Origin of the sequence: Stenotrophomonas sp. GD03930 (assembly GCF_029839665.1) — a bacterium.
GTDB classification, from domain to species: domain Bacteria; phylum Pseudomonadota; class Gammaproteobacteria; order Xanthomonadales; family Xanthomonadaceae; genus Stenotrophomonas; species Stenotrophomonas forensis.
In genome coordinates this window covers 160548-178900 of sequence record NZ_JAOCAV010000003.1, presented here as the reverse complement: position 1 = coordinate 178900, position 18353 = coordinate 160548, and the positions used below count along the sequence as shown (strand labels likewise).

Below are 18353 nucleotides of genomic sequence, written 5' to 3'. Positions count from 1 at the left end.
CAAGGAACCCCTCGATGAAGCATTTCCATTTCCCACGCCAGAATCCGCGCGGCCTTCGCGCGGTGGCGACCGGAGCGCGTCCATGAGCAGTCTGCGCGATGCGATGAGCCACGCGGCGCTGGGCTGGGTCAAGCCCGAGCTGGACGAGACCCTGCGCCAGGTGCGCAACGAGGTCGAGTACTACGCGGAAGACCCCGGCGATGCCAGCCGCATGCGCATCTGCGCCGGCTTCCTGCACCAGGTGCAGGGCACCCTGCGCATGGTCGAGCTGTACGCCCCGGCAATGGTGGCCGAAGAGCTTGAACAGCTGGCCAATGCCATTGGTGCGGGCCGCGTCGCTGATCGTGACGAAGCCTGCGCGACGCTGATGCGCGGCAGCGTGCTGCTGCCCGATTACCTGGAACGCCTGCAGAACGGCCACCGCGATATTCCGATCGTGCTGATGCCGCTGCTCAACGAGATCCGCGCGGCGCGTGGCGAGGACGGCGTGCACGATAGCGTGCTGCTGGCGTTCGCACCGGACAGCGTCACCGCCACCGAGGCCGAGCTGGATCATGCCCGTGGCAGCCTGAGCGGACGCAACCGCGAACTGCTGGATACCGTCGGCAGCGCGGTGAAGGAAGAACTGCTGCGCATCAAGGATGCGCTGGATCTGCACCTGCGTACCGGCGGTGCACCGGAGCAGCTGCAGACCCAGGCCAACGAACTGGGCGCGGTGGCCGATACCCTGGGCATGATGGGCCTGGGCGTGGCCCGTGGCGTGGTCGTGCAGCAGCGCGACGCGTTGCGCGGCGTGGTCGAGGGCCGCCAGCAGATCGACGAGAACCTGCTGCTGGATATTGCCGGCGCGCTGCTCTACGTGGACGCCTCGCTGGACGACCAGGTGGCCCATCTGGGCGCCGGCGGCAGTGGCGAGGACGACCCGAGCGCGGTCGAGAACCGGCGCACGGTGGAAGTGCTGGCGCACGAAGCGATCGCCAACTTCGCGGCGGCGCGCGAACACTTCGTCGCCTTCATCGAAACCAGCTGGAACCATGCCGAGCTGCAGGACGTGCCGCGCCTGCTGGGCGATGTGGCCGGCGCACTGCGCATGCTCGACCTGGGCACGGCGGCCGACTACCTGCGCGGTGTGCAGCAGTACATCGAGGCCGAGTTGATCGGGCGCCAGCGCGTGCCCAGCGGTCGTCAGCTGGACACCCTGGCCGACGCCATGGCCAGCCTGGAGTACTACTTGGAAGCCCTGCGCGACCGTCGTCCGGGTCGTGAGGACATCCTCGACATCACCCGCAGCAGCCTCGAGGCGCTGCGCTACTGGCCGCTGCCGGACCGCAACGCGGTCGAGCCGGCACCGTTCGCGGCACAGCCGGTCGAACGTGAGCCGGTTGCGCTGCAGGCCGAGGCCCTGCAGCCGGAGCGCATCGAGATTCCGGTGCAGCCGGCCGCGCCTGCGGCAGGCACCGTGCCGGTGCCGCTGCCGGACTTCACTTTCGATCCGTCACCGGTCGCACCCGCGCCAGAGGTTGTCGACAACCGCCTGATGTTCGGTGCGCTGGGCTCCGCCGCGATCGACGCCGCTACCGCGCCGCTGTCGTTGCAGGACGACGCGGAGGCACCGCTGGTCTTTGCCGCTTCCAGTGCGCCCGCACCCGACGTCCCGCAATGGGATCTTGCGCCGTTCCATCCGGATGCCGACCCGCTCGCATCTGCCGATGATGAGCGCAGCCCGACCTTTGCCAGCTTTGATCCGGTCAGCTTCGAACAGGACGATGCAGGGCAGGGCGCTGCGGCACAGTGGACGCTTTCGGAGGCCGTGCCGTCGGCACGGGCGGATGCGGTCGCTGTCGACGCCGACGAGGACGCAGACGCGACGGCAGGAATCGACGCCGATGCGTATGCCGCGCCGGTGTTCGATCCGGTGGCCGCCGAGCACGACGCTGTGGCGGCGCACGACGACGTGGTGTTCCGCTTCGACGCCGACGCGTTGGACAACGCCGATGATGTGCTGTCGCTGCATGCGATGGAGACGCTGTCGCTGGACGACGATGCCGGGCTGCACCCGTCGCTGGAAGTCGTCGACGCCAGCCCGGCAACGGTGGCGGACGAGGCTCCGGCGGTTGCCGGACTGGACGCCGCGCCTGTGGATGCACCCGCGGTCTCGGTGATCGACATCGACACCATCGCACCAATCGATTTCAGCGAAGCCGACGCGCAGTTCTTCGCCGAGCTGAGCGCGGCCGCCGCAGACTTCAATCCGCAGGCCGTGGCTGCACCGACCGTTGCCGAAGCGTCCGTTGCGACGGATGCCGAGGCCGGCTTCGAAGCAGGCTTCGACGATGACGCCGAGAACATCGACGAGGACATCCGCGAGGTGTTCCTGGAAGAGTTCGACGACGAACTGGCCAATCTCGGCACCTTGCTGCCGGCATGGCGCATGCAGCCGGACAACATGGACCGGCTGCGGCCGATCCGCCGCATCTTCCACACCCTCAAGGGCAGTGGCCGCCTGGTCGGTGCACGCACCCTGGGCGAGTTCGCGTGGAAGATCGAGGGCATGCTCAACCGCGTGCTCGATGGCAGCCGCGCGGCCTCGCCGGCGGTGCTGGCCATGGTCGACAACGCGCATGCCGCGCTGCCGCAGCTGAACGCCGCGCTGCGCCACGGCCAGCGCATCAGTGTGGACCTGCAGGCCATGCAGGCCATTGCCGATCGTGTCGGCGCCGGTGAAGAGACCTACTACGTGCCGCTGCCGGTTGCAGCTGCACCGGTGGCACCCGTGCTCGAGACCGAGGCCGAAGGCGAGGACGAGATCAGCCGCATTCTCGAAGCCGAAGCGATTGCATCGGTACACACCGACGCTGAGGCGGCACCCGAGGCTGTGGGCACGCCCGCCAACATCGACAGCGTGCTGCGCGAGATCCTCGAAGCCGAAGTGGAAGTGCACCAGGCGACCCTGCAGGGCTGGCTGCGTTCGGCGCAGCAGGCACCGCAGCCAGTCAGCGACGCGCTGCTGCGCGCGGTGCACACCATGAATGGCGCCTTCGCGATGACCGAAGTGCCGGAAATCACCGCCGTCACCGGCGGCGCCGAGTCCTACATCAAGCGTGCACTGGCCGCCGATGTGGTGCCGGGTGACGAAGGCGTGGCCGCGCTGGACGCGACCGCGCAGGCGATCACCGCGACCATGGAAGCCTTGCAGGCCGAGCAGCCGCGGATTGCACCGCAGGAAGCACTGGTGCAGCGCCTGCAGGCGCTGGCCGGCGAACTGCCGGAAGCGCGCTGGCCGATGGTCGGGCTGGAAGACGAAGACGACGATCTGGCGCTGGAGGCCGAAGCAGCGTCTGAGGCCGCAGCCGATACGCAGGCTGCCGAGGTAGCGGATGCTGCCGCAGCCGAGGCTGACGAGCCGGAGCTGGAACCGCGTGCTGCCGAAGTGCAGACAGCGGAGAGCACGGACGCGATCGGCGCGGGCCTGGAGACCGCCGAGTTGACCGGCAGCGATGATCTGTCGCGCTACTTCGATGCCGGATGGCCGGCGGTGCCGGCTGAGGGCGACGCAGCCAGTGTGGATATCGGGTCGATTGAATCGATCCAGCCGGTCGAGCATGCGCCGCTTGCAGCAGTGGCCGAAGCGGACGCCGCACCGACGCCGGACGCCGAAGCCGACCTGACCGCTGCAGACGATCTGTCGCCATACCTCGACGCCAGCGCGCTGCCGGTGGATGACCGCGACGCCGATGAACTGCCTGTGGTCGCAGAAGTTGTCGCAATCGACCTGAATACGCAGTCGTCCGCCAACGGACTGGACAGCGAAGACCGCTTCATCGACGAAGCTGCTGCACTGCCACTCGACAGCGGGCTGTCGAGCCTGCAGGATGAAATGGCTGCGCCGGGTTTTGCAGAACCGGTCACACTGGCAGCCGCGCTCGAGGCCGGCCTGCACGTGATCGACGAAGAGCAGACCCTGGACGACGACGGGCAGTGGCCCGTGCTCGGCCTCCAGGCCAGCGAACTCGCGCCAGGCGAGGCGGATGCCTTTGCCGAGGATGCGGACGTCGGCGGGGAGGCGGCGGTCGGTGAAGGAGAGAGCGCCGACCAGCCGTCCCCGGCGACGGTGGATGGGCACCCCGCGGTGGATGTCGCCGCGCCGGTGCGCTTCTTCGAACTCGAAGAAGCACCGGGCCAGGCCACCGTGCCTGCCGACGTCGAGCCGGTCGAGATCGACCTCGTGCCCAGCGCACCGGTCCATGTTGAAGCGGTTGTTGGGGAAGAAGGCACGGACAGCGCCGAGGCACTCGACTTCAGCGTGTATGACCGCGAGCTGGTCGACATCTTCGTCGAGGAAGGCAAGGACCTGCTGGATCATTGCGATGGCCTGATCAGCGAACTGCGCGATGCGCCGCAGGACCGCGAGGTGCTGGCCGGCCTGCAGCGCGACCTGCATACCCTGAAGGGTGGCGCACGCATGGCCGGCATCAATGCCATCGGCGACCTTGGCCACAGCATCGAATCGTTGCTGGAAGCGGTGGCCGCCGGCCGCACCGAGATCGAGCGCCGTGACGTGCAGCTGCTGGAACGTGGCTTCGATCGCCTGCACCAGCTGCTCACCCGTACCGGTGCCCATCGCGTGGTCGAGCCGGCGCAGGACCTGGTCGACGCCTTCGACGTCCGCACCACCACCGATATCGCCGCCGCCGCGGCCGTCCACGCGGTCAGCGTGGGCCAGAGCGTACCCGCGCCGGCCGACAGCCCGTCGACCGCCGTGGTCGACGCTCCGTTGTCGGCACCGCTGCCGATCGAAGGCATGGTCGAAGAAGACCCGCTGGCGCGACCGCAGCAGGAACAGGTGCGTGTGCGTGCCGATCTGCTCGACCGCCTGGTCAACCACGCCGGTGAAGTGGCGATCTACCGTTCGCGGCTTGAACAGCAGCTCGGTGCCTTCCGCGGCGCCATGGGCGAACTGGAGCGCACCAATGCGCGACTGCGCGACCAGCTGCGCCGCCTCGATCTGGAAACCGAGGCGCAGATCGTTGCCCGCTACCAGCGCGAGCAGGACCAGGCCGACCAGAAGTTCGATCCGTTGGAACTGGACCGCTTCTCCACGCTGCAGCAGCTGAGCCGCGCACTGAACGAATCGGCGGCCGACCTTGGCGGCCTGCAGGGCGTGCTCGACGACCTGTCGCGCCAGTACGACTCGCTGCTGCAACAGCAGTCGCGCGTCAGTTCGGAACTGCAGGATGGCCTGATGCGCGCGCGCATGGTGCCGTTCGATGGCCTGGTGCCGCGCCTGCGCCGGGTGGTCCGCCAGTCGGGCCTGGACACCGGCAAGCAGGTTCACCTGACCCTGGAAGGCACCCACGGCGAACTGGACCGCAACGTCCTGGACCGCATGGTCGCGCCGCTGGAGCACATGCTGCGCAACTCCGTGGCCCATGGCCTGGAAGCACCGGAACAGCGCCGCGCCGCCGGCAAGCCGGAGGAGGGCGAGATCGCCATCCGCCTGCACCGCGAAGGTTCTGAAATCGTGCTGGAAGTGGCCGACGACGGCGCCGGCCTGGACCGCGAAGCGATCCGCCGCCGCGCCATCGACCGGGGCCTGCTGGCCGCCGATGCGCAGCCGAACGAGCAGGAACTGGACAACCTGATCTTCGCTTCCGGCTTCACCACCGCCGACCAGGTCAGCCAGCTGGCGGGCCGTGGCGTGGGCATGGACGTGGTGCGCAACGAAGTGCGCCAGCTCGGTGGCTCGGTCGACATCCAGTCGGTACGCGGCCAGGGCGTGCGATTCACCCTGCGCCTGCCACAGACACTGGCCGTCACCCAGGCGGTGTTCGTGCAGATCGGCGAAACCACCTTCGCGGTGCCGGTCGCCTCGGTCAGTGGTATCGGCCGCCTGTCGCGCGAGCGCTTTGAAGCGGCCGACAGCAGCTACCGCTACAGCGGCGAAGATTACCCGCTGTACGATCTCGGCACCCTGGTCGGCCAGGCCCCGGCGCGTGCCGACGGCCAGGACCAGGTGCCGCTGCTGCTGGTCCGCGCCGGCGACCTGCGTGCCGCCGTGGCGATCGACCAGGTGCTGGGCAACCGTGAAATCGTGGTCAAGCCGGTCGGCCTGCAGATTGCTTCGGTGCCAGGTATCTACGGTGCCACCATCACCGGCGATGGCCGCGTGGTGGTGATCCTCGACGTTGCACCGCTGGTGCGTCGTTTCCTGGCCAACCCGACGCTGCCGGTACTGGCCAACGCACCGCGCCAGGAGCGCCAGGTGCCGCTGGTGATGGTGGTCGACGACTCGCTGACCATGCGCAAGGTCACCGGCCGCATCCTCGAACGCCACAACTTCGAGGTCAGCGTTGCCCGCGACGGCGTGGAAGCGCTGGAGCGCCTGGAAGAGCGCGTGCCCGACCTGATGCTGCTGGACATCGAGATGCCGCGCATGGATGGCTACGAGCTCGCCACCGCCATGCGTGCCGACCCGCGCTACAGGGAGGTGCCGATCGTGATGATCACCTCGCGCAGCGGCGACAAGCACCGCCAGCGCGCCTTCGAGATCGGTGTCCAGCGCTACCTGGGCAAGCCTTACCAGGAACTGGACCTGATGCGTAACGTGTACGACCTGCTGGGGATCGCCCGTGTCCGTGAGTGAAGCCCATCCGGCCCCGGCCGTCGCCCTGCTTGCCCGCCCGGGTGCGGCGCGTGAGCGCCTGCGCGAGGCACTGTCGCACGCCGATGTGCAGCTGGTGCTGGAAGACGACCCGAACGGCCTGGAGCCGCAGCTGCTGCAGGATGCCCGTCCGCAGATCGTGGTGATCGCCCTGGAGGCGGCCATCGAGGATGCGCTGGAGCGCCTTGAGCCCGTGCTGTCCGCGCCGGGCCTGACCCTGGTATTCGACGAGGCCGAACTGGCGGCGCGCCGGGATGGCTGGGACGCGCAGCGCTGGGGCCGGCATCTGGCGGCCAAGCTGCATGGTCACCAGCAGGTGCTGCCGCCCGGCGCCGAGGAAGAACCCAGCCTGCAGCTGGAGCCGGGCCATCCGGCACCGGCACCGGCGCCGCAGGAAGAAGCCCTGCAACCGCATCTGGAGCAGGCGCTGAGCTGGGCCGACGGTGTGCCGGCTGACACCCTGTACTCGCCGCCGGCGCACCTGCACGAACCGGTTGCCCTGGAACAGGCATTGGCTGCGTTGCAGCCGGTGCTGCCCGAACGGCTGGAGGCACCGGCCCTGCCATCGCCTCCGGTGGCCGCACCGCCGATGTCCTTCGACCATACCGCGTGGTCGCTGGTCGATGACGTGGCGGATGCACCGGCCGCCGCTGCCCGCGGCGCTTCGATGGAAGCGCCGTTGCCTTCGTTCGATACCGATCACCTGAGCCTGGTCGACCTGGATGCTGCGGCACCGGCCGGCGCGCGCGCCGGTTCGCTGCTGGTGCTGGCGGGTATCGGCGGGCCGGATGCCCTGCGCCGCCTGCTGGGTGCGCTGCCGCCTGCATTGAGCGTGCCGGTGCTGGTGCACATGCGCCTGGATGGCGGTCGTTACGGCAACCTGGTCAAGCAGATGGCACGGGTGTCGCCGTTGCCGGTGCAGCTGGCCGAGGCCGGCCAGCGCGCCGTACCCGGGGAAGTGCACGTGCTGGCCGACGACATCGGTGTGCAGGCAGCCAGTGACGGCCTGCATTTCCTCAGCGATGCCGCAGGTATCTCGATCGCAGCGTTGCCGGCCGAATACACCGCGCTGGTGCTGCTCAGCGGCGCCGACCTGGCCCACGTCGGGCCGGCGCTGGACCTCGCCGCTGCCGGGGCCTGGGTGGCCGGGCAGGTGGGCGAGGGCTGCTATGACCCGGCGGCGGCCACCGCTGTCGTTGCCGCCGGCATGGTTGCCGGTGAACCGCAGGAACTGGCGCAGGCCATCGCCGCGCGCTGGGGCGAGCAGGATGACAACGGAGAGGCACCATGAGCTACGCCAGCAATGATGAAATCCGCGGCGTCCTGATCCAGGCCGGCAGCGAACGCGTGCTGCTGCCCAACGCTACGGTGGCGGAAATGATGTCGCGCGTGCCGGTGCAGCCGGTCGCCGACGCGCCGCGCTGGCTGGTCGGGGAAATCGGCTGGCATGGTTGGCAGGTGCCACTGGTATCGTTCGCGCGGCTTTCCGGACTCGGCGAGGAGGCCGTGGGGGGCCACAACAAGGTGGTGGTGCTGAAGGCGCTGTCCGGCAACGCCCAGCGTCCCTACTACGCGCTTCTGACACAGAACTTCCCGCAGCTGATCTCGGTGCCGCGTGACGGCCTGCTGGCTGACGCCTCCGAGGAAACCCTGCCGCAGATCGTGCACATGCGCGTGCTGTTGGGGGAGCAGAGCGCGCTGCTGCCGAACCTGGACGCGCTGGAAGCCGCGTTGGATTCGCTGGCTGCCTGATCGGGCATCCGCCGGGCATTTTGAATTCCCGGTAGTGCCGGCCGCTGGCCCGCAACCGCATGATCCCGTGGGTGCCGGCCAGCGACCGGCACTACCAGCAAACGAGCCTTACCCCAGGTCTCCCAGCCGTGCCTGCAGTGCCGCGATCGCGGCCAGGCCGGCGGTTTCCGTGCGCAGGATGCGCGGGCCCAGCTGCAATCCCTGGAACCCGGCCGCCGCCAACTGGTCGCGGTCGCGCGGCGACCAACCGCCCTCCGGACCGATGGCGATCACGATGCCACCGGCGGGTGCGGCGTCCAGCGTCGACAGCCGATGCGCGCCCTGCGGGTCCAGTGTCAGCCGCAACGTATTGGCAGGCAATGCCGCCGCAGCCTGCGCCAGTGACAGGGGCGGACCCACCGGTGGAATGCGCGCACGCCCCGACTGGCCGCACGCCGAGGTCACCACGTTGTTCCAGTGCGCTACGCGCTTCTCGGCGCGTGCGGCGTCGAGCTTCACCTCGGTGCGTTCGGCGTTGACCGGAATGATCGCTGCGACGCCCAGTTCGGTGGCCTTCTGCAGGATCAGGTCCATCTTCTCGCCACGGGCGATGCCCTGCAGCAGGTTGATCGCCAACGGTGATTCGTTGTCCACCCTGTCCACTGCGTCGATGCGGACCTGAACCTCGCGCTTGCCGGCCACGGTGAGGGTGGCGCTGTAGTCATGGCCGTCGCCGTTGAACAGCACGCAGGTATCGCCTTCGCGCAGGCGCATCACCCGCACCAGATGGTTGGCGGTCTCTTCCGGCAGGGCCAGGGTCTGGCCGCTGTGCAGCGCCAGGTCGATGGGGCAGCGGGTCACGCGCATGCAATCGCCTCGTCAATCGCTGCCAGCGTGGTATGTGCCAGCAGCTCCAGTTGTTCGTCGTCCACGCAGTAGGGTGGCATCCAGTACAGCACGTCGCCCAGCGGGCGCAGCACCACGCCACGCTTCAGCGCGGCCTTGTAGGCGTGCAGCCCCAGCCGCAGGCCCGGGTCGAACGGCGTCTGCCTGTTGCCGCCACGCGACAGCTCGAACGCCACCACCATGCCGGCCTGGCGCACATCGGCCACATGCGGGTGATCGGCAAACGGTGCCGCCAGCGTGCCCATCACCGAAGCAATCCCGCGATTGCGGGCGATCACATCGTCGTCGCGGAAGATGTCCAGCGTTGCCAGGGCGGCCGCGCAGGCCAGCGGGTTGCCGGTGTAGCTGTGCGAATGCAGGAACGCACGCTCGCGCGAGTCATCAAGGAAGGCGTCGTACAGCGCCTGTGTCGCCAGCACCGCGGCCAGCGGCAGGAAGCCGCCGGTCAGGCCCTTGGACAGGCACATCAGGTCCGGCATCACCCCGGCCTGTTCGCAGGCGAACAGCGTGCCGGTGCGGCCGAAGCCCGTGGCGATCTCATCGGCAATCATGAACGCACCGTGTGCGTCGCACAGTTCGCGCACGCGCTGCAGGTAGGCCGGGTCATGCATGCGCATGCCGCCCGCACACTGCAGGCGTGGCTCCAGGATCACCGCGCAGATCTCGCCCGGGTGCTGGTCGAACAGCGTGGCCAGCCCGTCGGCGGCCTGCCGCGCACGGTCGGCCGGGCTCTGGCCCGGCTCGGCCAGATAGGCATCGGGCGAGGGCGCTAACAGGCCTTCGGCCAGCAGCGGCGCGTAGACACGGCGGTACAGCGGAATGTCACCCAGCGCCAGGGCGCCCAGGGTCTCGCCGTGGTAGCCGTTCTCCAGTGAGATGAAGCGGGTGCGGCGGGACTCACCGCGGTTCTGGAAGTACTGGAAGGCCATTTTCAGCGCCACTTCCACGCCGGCTGAACCGTTGTCGGCGTAGAACACCTTCGCCAGCGGCTCGCGGCCGGGTTGGCGCGGCGCCAGTGCCAGCAGGCGCTCGGCCAGGATGATGGCCGGCTCGTGGCCGAATCCGGCCAGCATCACCTGTTCCAGTTGCCCGGCCTGGGCAGCGATGGCGCCGCCGATGCGCGGCTCGGCGTGGCCGAACAGGTTGGTCCACCAGCTGCTGACCGCGTCCAGGTAGCGATTGCCGTCGTGGTCGATCAGCCAGGCACCTTCGCCGCGGGCGATCGGCACCAGCGGCAGGGTGTGCGGATGCTCGCGCATCTGCGTGCACGGGTGCCACAGCACCTGCAGGTCGCGCTGCCGCCATTGGCGGGCCAGCGGGGAGGGGGTTGGGTCTGCTAGCATTTCGGGCTCATGAACATGTTGCTGCCTGCACATTCTATCGGCCCCGGCGCAAACGCCGGCCGCCGCGGAGATTCCGCATGAACGATGACCGTGCCGGCCGTCGCTTGCCGATCATCCATCGGATCACCGATGAGGAAAACGGCCCCTTCCAGCGCCAGCATCTGGACCTGGAGTTCTCCAACGGCGAGCACCGCCGCTTCGAGCGCCTGGTCAGCCGTGGTCATGGTGCGGTGGTGGTGGTGCCGATGCTCGACGAGGAAACCGTGCTGCTGGTACGTGAATACGCGGCTGGCATGCATCGCTACGAGCTGGGCCTGGTCAAGGGCCGCATCGACGCCGGCGAGACCCCCGAGCAGGCGGCCGACCGCGAGCTGAAGGAAGAGGCCGGCTACGGTGCGCGCCGGGTCGACGTGCTGCGCGCGATGACCCTGGCCCCGACCTACATGAGCCATCAGTCGTGGCTGGTGGTGGCACGCGATCTTTACCCGGAGAAGCTCCCCGGCGATGAACCGGAAGAGCTGGAGGTCGTGCCGTGGAAGCTGGCCGAGCTGGACCAGCTGATGCTGCGCGAGGACTTCTCCGAGGGTCGCTCGCTGGCAGCGCTGTTCATCGCCCGCCAGTGGCTGCAGGGAGCGCGATGATCAAGCTGACCACGGACCTGCGCGAGACGGCCATCGCCATCGCCCAGGAAGCCGGACAGGCCATCATGCAGGTGTATGCCGGTGGCTTCGACGTGCGGATCAAGGATGACAACAGCCCGGTCACCGCGGCCGACCTGGCCGCCAACCAGGTGATCGAACAGGGCCTGCAGCAGCTGACCCCGGAGCTTCCGGTCCTGTCCGAGGAATCGGCGCAGGTGCCATGGGAGCAGCGTCGCCACTGGGGCGCGTACTGGCTGGTCGACCCGCTGGACGGCACCCGCGAGTTCGTCAAGCGCAACGGCGAGTTCAGCGTCAACATCGCCTTGATCTACCAGGGCGCGCCCGCCTTCGGCGTGGTACTGGCCCCGGTCACCGGCATCGTCTGGCATGCCATGCGTGGCGAGCTGGCCTACCGGCGCCAGGGCCTGCACGACACCGTGCTGCGCACGCGTACGCCGGCCACCGCGCCGCTGCGGGTCGCCGCCAGCCGCTCGCACCGCTCACCGCAGACCGAGGCGCTGCTGGCCCGCATGGGCCGCATCGAGACCATTGCCCAGGGCTCGTCGCTGAAGTTCTGCCGGATCGCCGAAGGCGGCCTGGACGTCTACCCGCGGCTCGGCCCGACCTCCGAATGGGATACCGCCGCCGGCCAGTGCGTGCTGCACGCCGCGGGCGGTGCGGTACTGTCGGCAGCGACCGGCAAGCCCTTCCGCTACAACCGCCGCGAAACCCTGTTGAACGGCGATTTCATTGCCCTTGGCGACACCAGCCTGCCGTGGCGCGACTGGTTGTCCGATTGACCCTGGAGGCCGCATGAGCGCGCATGACACCCCCACCCAGCGCAGCGCAGCCAGCACCGAGCTGGAGCGCCTGCTGTCGATCATGGCGCGCCTGCGCGATCCGCAGGGCGGCTGCCCGTGGGACCTGGAGCAGAACTTCGCGACCATCGCGCCGTACACCATCGAGGAAGCCTACGAGGTCGCCGATGCGATCGACCGTGGCGACCTCGACGATCTCTGTGACGAGCTGGGCGACCTGCTGCTGCAGGTGGTATTCCATGCGCGCATGGCCGAGGAGCAGGGCGCTTTCGCCTTTGCCGATGTCGCCCGCGCGATCAGCGACAAGATGCAGCGTCGCCATCCGCATGTGTTCGCCGACGTCAGCGTCGATGATGCCGACGGGGTGATGCGCAACTGGGAGGCGATCAAGCGCGCCGAGCGCGCCGCCAAGGGCGAGCAGGATACCTCCGCGCTGGCCGGCATCTCGCGCGGCCTGCCGGAATGGCAGCGGGCGGTGAAGCTGCAGTCGCGTGCGGCCAAGGTCGGTTTCGACTGGCCGGGCCCGCTGCCGGTGCTGGACAAGGCGGCCGAGGAGCTGCAGGAACTGCGCGAGGAGTTCGAGCGCGGTGACCTTGCCGGCAACAAGGTGCGGCTGCAGGAAGAACTGGGCGACCTGCTGTTCGTCTGCGCCAACCTGGCCCGCCACGCCGAGATCGACCTGGGCGCCGCGCTGCGCGGGGCCAATCACAAGTTCGAGCGTCGCTTCCGTTCGATGGAAGCGCAGGCCGAAGCCCAGGGCAGCACGTTGGCAACGATGGACCTGGATGCGCAGGAAGGCTTGTGGCAGCGCGCCAAGGCGGCGGAAAAGGCGTGAAGACACTCGCCCTGTTCCTGCTGACCGCGCTGGCCGAGATCGTGGGCTGTTACCTGCCCTGGTTGTGGCTGCGCAAGGGTGGGAGCATCTGGTTGCTGCTGCCGGCGGCGGCCAGCCTGGCCCTGTTCGCGTGGCTGCTGACCCTGCATCCGACCGCCAGCGGCCGCGTCTATGCCGCTTACGGTGGCGTCTACATCGGCACCGCGCTGTTCTGGCTGTGGCTGGTCGACGGCATCCGCCCCAGCCGCTGGGATCTGATCGGCGCAGCCCTGTGCCTGGCAGGCATGGCGGTGATCATGTTCGGGCCGCGCACGCCCTCTGTGTAGCGTCGAGCGCGCTCGACTGCTCCGGCCTTCTGTAGAGTCGAGCCATGCTCGACTGCATCTGTGAGGGCCAGTCGAGCATGGCTCGACGCTGCTAAGGCAGCGCCACCGGATCATGCACTGCCGCTTTGCCTCCCGGGAAGGCGCATGATGGCGGTGAGCACGGCCCCCGGAGCATCCGTATGTCGCGATTCGCCAGCTTCCGCGAGTTCTATCCGTTCTACCTCAGCGAGCACCGCCATCCGGTGTCGCGCCGGCTGCACTTCATCGGCAGCTGCGGCGTCCTGCTGCTGCTCGCGGCGGCAATCCTGCGTGGACAGCCGGTGCTTCTGCTGGCCGCCTTGGCCTGCGGTTATGGATTCGCCTGGATCGGCCATTTCTTCTTCGAGAAGAACCGCCCGGCTACCTTCCGCCACCCGCTGTACTCATTCATGGGTGACTGGGTGATGTTCGTGGACATCCTGCGCCGACGGGTTCCCTGGTAGCCCAGGCTGTGCATGCCGCCTTCACGCGCTATGCTGGGGCCTGGACGTCATAGATAAGGAAAGCGCGATGTTCCCCACCATGTTCTTTACCGTAGTACTGGCCTTCGTGGCCGTGGTCATCCTGTTCAAGGCAGTGCGGATGGTGCCGCAGGGATACGAATGGACCGTCGAGCGCTTCGGGCGCTATACCCACACCATGACCCCTGGCCTGCACTTCCTGATCCCGATCGTCTACGGGGTGGGGCGCAAAGTGAACATGATGGAGCAGGTGCTGGACGTACCCAGCCAGGAAGTGATCACCAAGGACAACGCAGCCGTTCGCGTGGATGGCGTGGTGTTCTTCCAGGTACTGGATGCGGCCAAGGCCGCCTACGAGGTGGCCAATCTGGAAGTGGCGATGATCGCCCTGGTGCAGACCAACATCCGTACCGTGATCGGTTCGATGGACCTGGACGAATCGCTGAGCCAGCGCGAGGTGATCAACGCCCAGCTGTTGAGCGTGGTCGATCATGCCACCAACCCCTGGGGCGTGAAGGTCAACCGCATCGAGATCCGCGACATCCAGCCACCGCGCGACCTGCTGGATGCGATGGCCCGGCAGATGAAGGCCGAGCGTGAGAAGCGCGCGCAGATCCTCGAGGCAGAAGGTTCGCGGCAGTCGGAGATCCTGCGCGCCGATGGCGAGAAGCAGGCTACCGTGCTGGAAGCCGAAGGTCGCCGCGAGGCCGCGTTCCGCGATGCCGAGGCGCGCGAACGCCTGGCCGAGGCCGAGGCCATGGCCACCAAGGTGGTGTCGGCAGCGATCGCTGAAGGCGACGTGCAGGCGATCAACTACTTCGTTGCGCAGAAGTACGTGGAGGCGTTCAAGGAACTGGCGAGTTCGCCGAACCAGAAGCTGGTGCTGATGCCGATGGAAGCCAGTGGCGTGATCGGTTCCATCGCCGGCGTGGCCGAGCTGGCCAAGCAGGCGCTGGCGTCCCAGGGCAATGCACCGGCGGGCAAGCGACCCCCGCCGATCGGGGGCTGACATGCGTTGGGAAGTCGTAGGCTGGGGCGCACTGGCATTGCTGCTGTTTGCCGCCGAGGCACTGGCGCCAGGCGCGTTCATGTTGTGGATCGGCATCGGTGCGGCGGCCGTGTTCGTGCTGGTGGCCGTGTTCAGTGGCATTCCCCTGTTGTGGCAGGTGGTGGCGTTCGTGTTGCTGAGCATTGTTTCGATCCAGTGCTACCGGCGCTGGGGCAGGACGAGGGCGCGGCCCAGCGATGCGCCGTTGCTCAACCGCCGTGCCGAGCAGCTGGTCGGGCGCGTGGTGCCGTTGCAGCAGGGCATCGTCGGTGGGCAGGGCCGGGTCAGCATCGACGACGCGTACTGGCAGGTCAGCGGCCCGGAACTGCAGGCCGGCAGCCTGGTGCGGGTGGTGGCGGTACAGGGCAGCACGCTGCAGGTCGAGCCGGCAGACCGCCCCCTGTAGAGCCGCTGCGCTGCGGCACGCCTGCGGGCGACCGATCTGGGATAATGGGGATTCTTGTTTCCTCTGCTGCCGGACCCGGTCATGACCCAGAAGACGCTGCTCAACGATACCCACCGCGCCCTCGGCGCCAAGATGGTCGATTTCGGGGGTTGGGACATGCCCATCCACTACGGCTCGCAGCTCGACGAGCACCATCTGGTGCGCCGCGAGTCGGGTGTGTTCGACGTCAGCCACATGACCGTGGTCGACCTTCGCGGTGACCAGGTCAAGCCGTTCCTGCGCCGCCTGCTGGCCAACTCGGTGGACAAGCTGAAGGTGCCGGGCAAGGCCCTGTACTCGTGCATGCTGAATCCGCGCGGCGGCGTCATCGACGACCTGATCGTCTACTACCTGGGCGACGATTTCTTCCGCATGGTGGTCAACGCCTCCACCCGCGAGAAGGACCTGGCCTGGCTGCGCGAGCAGGCCGCGCCGTTCGGCGTCAGCGTCGAGCAGCGCCCGGACCTGGCCATCCTCGCCGTGCAGGGACCGCAGGCACGCGACATCGTGGTCGGTCTGGTCGGCGGCGCCGACCGCGACGCGCTGGCCAAGCTCGGACGTTTCGCTGCCCTGCAGGTCAAGGCTGACGATGGTGTCGAGCTGTTCGTCGCCCGCACCGGTTACACCGGCGAAGACGGCTTCGAGATCCTGCTGCCGCAGGATGCCGTGGTCGCGTTCTGGAACCGCCTGCTGGCCGCGGGCGTGAAGCCGGCGGGCCTCGGTGCGCGTGACACCCTGCGCCTGGAAGCCGGCATGAACCTGTACGGCCAGGACATGGACGAGGACATCAGCCCTTATGAAGCGGCACTGGCCTGGACCGTGTCGCTGGACGAAGGCCGCGACTTCATCGGCCGCGACGTGCTGGAAGCGCAGAAGGCTGCCGGCACCGCGCGCCAGATGATCGGCCTGGTGATGGACGAGAAGGGCGTGCTGCGCCACGGCCAGGCGGTGACCACCGCCAGCGGCCAGGGCGAGATCCTGTCCGGCACCTTCTCGCCAAGCCTGGCCAAGGGCATCGCGTTTGCCCGCGTGCCGGCCGGCGAACTCGGCGAGGTTACCGTCGATATCCGTGGCCGGCAGGTGCCGGTGCGCGTGGTCAAGTTCCCCTTCGTGCGCGAAGGCCAGGCCCAGCCCGGCGTGCTTGCCGACGCCTGATCCGAACATGCCGGCCGTCACTGACAGCAGTGGCGGCCGGTTGGTTACACTAGCCCCGTTTTTTCCACCCCTGCATATCTCTGGAGCAGTCCCATGAGCGAGATCCCCGGCGACCTCAAGTTCCTCAAGTCCCATGAGTGGGCCCGTGTCGAAGGCAACGGCCGCGTCACCGTCGGTATTTCCGACCACGCCCAGGGCCTGCTCGGTGACCTGGTGTACGTCGAGCTGCCGGAAGTCGGCGCGACCGCCAAGGCCGGCGAGCAGATCGCCGTCGTCGAATCGGTCAAGGCCGCTTCGGACGTCTACAGCCCGATCAGCGGCAAGGTCGTCGAGGTCAACTCGGACCTGTCCGACAAGCCGGAAACCATCAACGAAGATGCCTACGGCGAAGGCTGGATGTTCGTGGTCGAACTGACCAACGCCGAAGAGCTCAACGAGCTGCTGGACCCGGACGCATACGCCGAAGCCCTGGAAAACGAAGACCACTGAGTCGTCGTTCCCGGGTTCGGACACGGCCACCTTCGGGTGGCCGTTTTTGTTTTGGCGAACGCGCCGGACTCATGACGCAGGGTTCGCTGCACACCCTCGACGCGGCATCAGCCGACCTGCGGGCGGTGCCGATGGGCGTGCGCAGTTTTGCGCAAATCCGCGTTTCCACCCTGCGTCGGCGCGTCCGGATGTGAAAACTTTTCGCCCCCCGTTGCGGTGCCGTTGTGCTGGCGTTGGCACTGGCGACGACCGCCGTTGGCGATGCACACCCGTCACTGCGAGTCGCATCCATGCATCTGCGCGGAGTGCTTATTTCAAGTGTTTTTTGTTCAACGCATGCATTGCTGGTGTTGTCGCCAGCGTGCGTGCGTTGTGCTTTGAGGGTCGTTGCGGGCGGAGCGCAACGGCCGTGCAGGCGCCACCGGGAATGGCGCGGATGTGAAAATTTTTCGCGGGGGTTGTTGACAGTAAAAAAAACCGTGATTAGGTTTCGCCTCAGCAGACCTTGCCTGCCCAACCGAGTGCGCAGAATCAATCGTCCGATGCGAAGCAGCCCCTTCAAGACCACCGCGACCCTGATGACGGTGGACATGGCCCCGCTTCCCCCGGAGAAATGCAAGGCACCTCCCGTTCCGATGCCCGCTCCGCCGATCGAGGCGGGCATTGCCGCATCCGTAACGGCGCGCCTGACGCGCCGGCGGTCCCCGCACGCAGCACCTGCGGGTTTGATCCACCTGGGCGTTTCAACTCCCTATCACTGACGAGGAGCCATCCCATGGCAACCAAGAAAGCTGCGAAGAAGAAGCCCGCCGCCAAGAAAGCGGTGAAGAAGGTCGCGAAGAAGGCCGCTGCCAAGAAGGCAGTGAAGAAGGTCGCGAAGAAGGCGACCGCCAAGAAGGCAGTGAAGAAGGCTGCGAAGAAGGTCGCCAAGAAGACCACTGCGAAGAAGGCAGTGAAGAAGGCGGCGAAGAAGGTAGCCAAGAAGTCCACTGCCAAGAAGGCCGTCAAGAAGACCGCGAAGAAGGCCGTCAAGAAGGTAGCCAAGAAGACTGCCAAGAAGGCCACTGCCCGCAAGCCGGCCAAGAAGGTCGCCAAGAAGGCAGTAAAGAAGACTGCAAAGAAGGCGGTGAAGAAGACCGCCAAGAAGGCAGTCAAGAAGACCGCGAAGAAGGCGACCAAGAAGGCTGCCCCGAAGAAGGCAGCGAAGAAGGTTGCCAAGCGCAAGCCGGCCGCCCGCAAGAAGAAGGCCGCTCCGGTCGCTCTGCCGGCAACGCCGGCGCCGCTGATCTAAGTATTTCCCGATAGCCGCATCCTGAAACCCCTTCCCTGTTGCCCAGCAGGGAGGGGGTTTTTTTATTTCACGATGACTCCAGCACCGAACTTTGCTGGACTGCGCTAGAACCCGATACAGAAGGTTTATCAATAACTTACGCGCGTCCATCATATGCCGGTGCT

16 protein-coding genes are annotated in these 18353 nt (G+C 67.7%); 14 read left to right on the top strand and 2 right to left on the bottom strand.

Going from position 1 to position 18353, the window contains the following annotated elements; genetic code table 11:
• Positions 1 to 82 precede the first annotated feature (82 nt).
• Genes N5C18_RS16510 through N5C18_RS16500 form a run of 3 tightly spaced genes read left to right on the top strand, consistent with a single transcriptional unit; the run spans position 83 to position 8413 of the window.
• Entirely contained in the window at positions 83 to 6643 is a 6561-nt protein-coding gene (locus tag N5C18_RS16510) for an Hpt domain-containing protein (protein ID WP_279945141.1), read from the top strand.
• Positions 6630 to 7952 (top strand): chemotaxis protein CheB, encoded by a 1323-nt coding sequence (locus N5C18_RS16505; protein WP_279945140.1) that lies wholly within the window; start codon positions 6630 to 6632, stop codon positions 7950 to 7952. The genes N5C18_RS16510 and N5C18_RS16505 overlap by 14 nt, the downstream gene beginning before the upstream one ends.
• A complete protein-coding gene (locus tag N5C18_RS16500; RefSeq protein WP_053511044.1) occupies positions 7949 to 8413 on the top strand; it encodes a chemotaxis protein CheW in 465 nt (154 codons plus the stop codon). The genes N5C18_RS16505 and N5C18_RS16500 overlap by 4 nt, the downstream gene beginning before the upstream one ends.
• Before the next feature lie 108 nt (positions 8414 to 8521).
• Here N5C18_RS16500 and N5C18_RS16495 read toward each other — a convergent pair whose 3' ends face one another.
• Together N5C18_RS16495 and bioA are read right to left on the bottom strand one after the other, a co-directional pair.
• The gene (locus tag N5C18_RS16495; protein WP_279945139.1) at positions 8522 to 9259 is read right to left on the bottom strand and encodes a 16S rRNA (uracil(1498)-N(3))-methyltransferase; all 738 of its coding nucleotides are present in this window, start codon (positions 9257 to 9259) and stop codon (positions 8522 to 8524) included.
• Positions 9250 to 10641, bottom strand: coding sequence for an adenosylmethionine--8-amino-7-oxononanoate transaminase (bioA, locus tag N5C18_RS16490; RefSeq protein WP_279945138.1), 1392 nt, complete (start codon positions 10639 to 10641; stop codon positions 9250 to 9252). The genes N5C18_RS16495 and bioA overlap by 10 nt, the downstream gene beginning before the upstream one ends.
• 77 nt (positions 10642 to 10718) lie before the next feature.
• Here bioA and nudE point away from each other — a divergent pair, with 77 nt between their 5' ends.
• The 11 genes from nudE (at position 10719) to N5C18_RS16435 (ending at position 18189) form a co-directional block, all read left to right on the top strand.
• The gene (gene nudE / locus N5C18_RS16485) at positions 10719 to 11282 is read left to right on the top strand and encodes an ADP compounds hydrolase NudE (RefSeq protein ID WP_006464605.1); all 564 of its coding nucleotides are present in this window, start codon (positions 10719 to 10721) and stop codon (positions 11280 to 11282) included.
• A complete protein-coding gene (gene cysQ, locus N5C18_RS16480) occupies positions 11279 to 12082 on the top strand; it encodes a 3'(2'),5'-bisphosphate nucleotidase CysQ (RefSeq protein ID WP_053450542.1) in 804 nt (267 codons plus the stop codon). Before nudE ends, cysQ begins: the two co-directional genes overlap by 4 nt.
• 13 nt (positions 12083 to 12095) lie before the next feature.
• Positions 12096 to 12935, top strand: a complete 840-nt coding sequence (mazG, locus tag N5C18_RS16475; RefSeq protein WP_279945136.1) for a nucleoside triphosphate pyrophosphohydrolase — start codon at positions 12096 to 12098, stop codon at positions 12933 to 12935.
• The gene (locus tag N5C18_RS16470) at positions 12932 to 13261 is read left to right on the top strand and encodes a YnfA family protein (RefSeq protein WP_053451368.1); all 330 of its coding nucleotides are present in this window, start codon (positions 12932 to 12934) and stop codon (positions 13259 to 13261) included. Before mazG ends, N5C18_RS16470 begins: the two co-directional genes overlap by 4 nt.
• 179 nt (positions 13262 to 13440) lie before the next feature.
• Positions 13441 to 13743, top strand: a complete 303-nt coding sequence (locus N5C18_RS16465) for a DUF962 domain-containing protein (protein ID WP_053511037.1) — start codon at positions 13441 to 13443, stop codon at positions 13741 to 13743.
• A 67-nt stretch (positions 13744 to 13810) separates the two neighbouring features.
• Positions 13811 to 14770, top strand: coding sequence for an SPFH domain-containing protein (locus N5C18_RS16460; RefSeq protein ID WP_008268117.1), 960 nt, complete (start codon positions 13811 to 13813; stop codon positions 14768 to 14770).
• A gap of 1 nt (position 14771) precedes the next feature.
• Positions 14772 to 15215 (top strand): NfeD family protein, encoded by a 444-nt coding sequence (locus tag N5C18_RS16455; protein ID WP_164087789.1) that lies wholly within the window; start codon positions 14772 to 14774, stop codon positions 15213 to 15215.
• An 81-nt stretch (positions 15216 to 15296) separates the two neighbouring features.
• Positions 15297 to 16409, top strand: a complete 1113-nt coding sequence (gene gcvT, locus N5C18_RS16450) for a glycine cleavage system aminomethyltransferase GcvT (RefSeq protein ID WP_164241739.1) — start codon at positions 15297 to 15299, stop codon at positions 16407 to 16409.
• 93 nt (positions 16410 to 16502) lie between these two features.
• Positions 16503 to 16898, top strand: coding sequence for a glycine cleavage system protein GcvH (gene gcvH, locus N5C18_RS16445; protein ID WP_053450537.1), 396 nt, complete (start codon positions 16503 to 16505; stop codon positions 16896 to 16898).
• Positions 16899 to 16969: 71 nt separating this feature from the next.
• Positions 16970 to 17092, top strand: coding sequence for a hypothetical protein (locus tag N5C18_RS16440; protein ID WP_268243423.1), 123 nt, complete (start codon positions 16970 to 16972; stop codon positions 17090 to 17092).
• Positions 17093 to 17673: 581 nt separating this feature from the next.
• Positions 17674 to 18189, top strand: a complete 516-nt coding sequence (locus N5C18_RS16435) for a hypothetical protein (protein WP_053511034.1) — start codon at positions 17674 to 17676, stop codon at positions 18187 to 18189.
• The last annotated feature ends 164 nt before the right edge of the window (positions 18190 to 18353 follow it).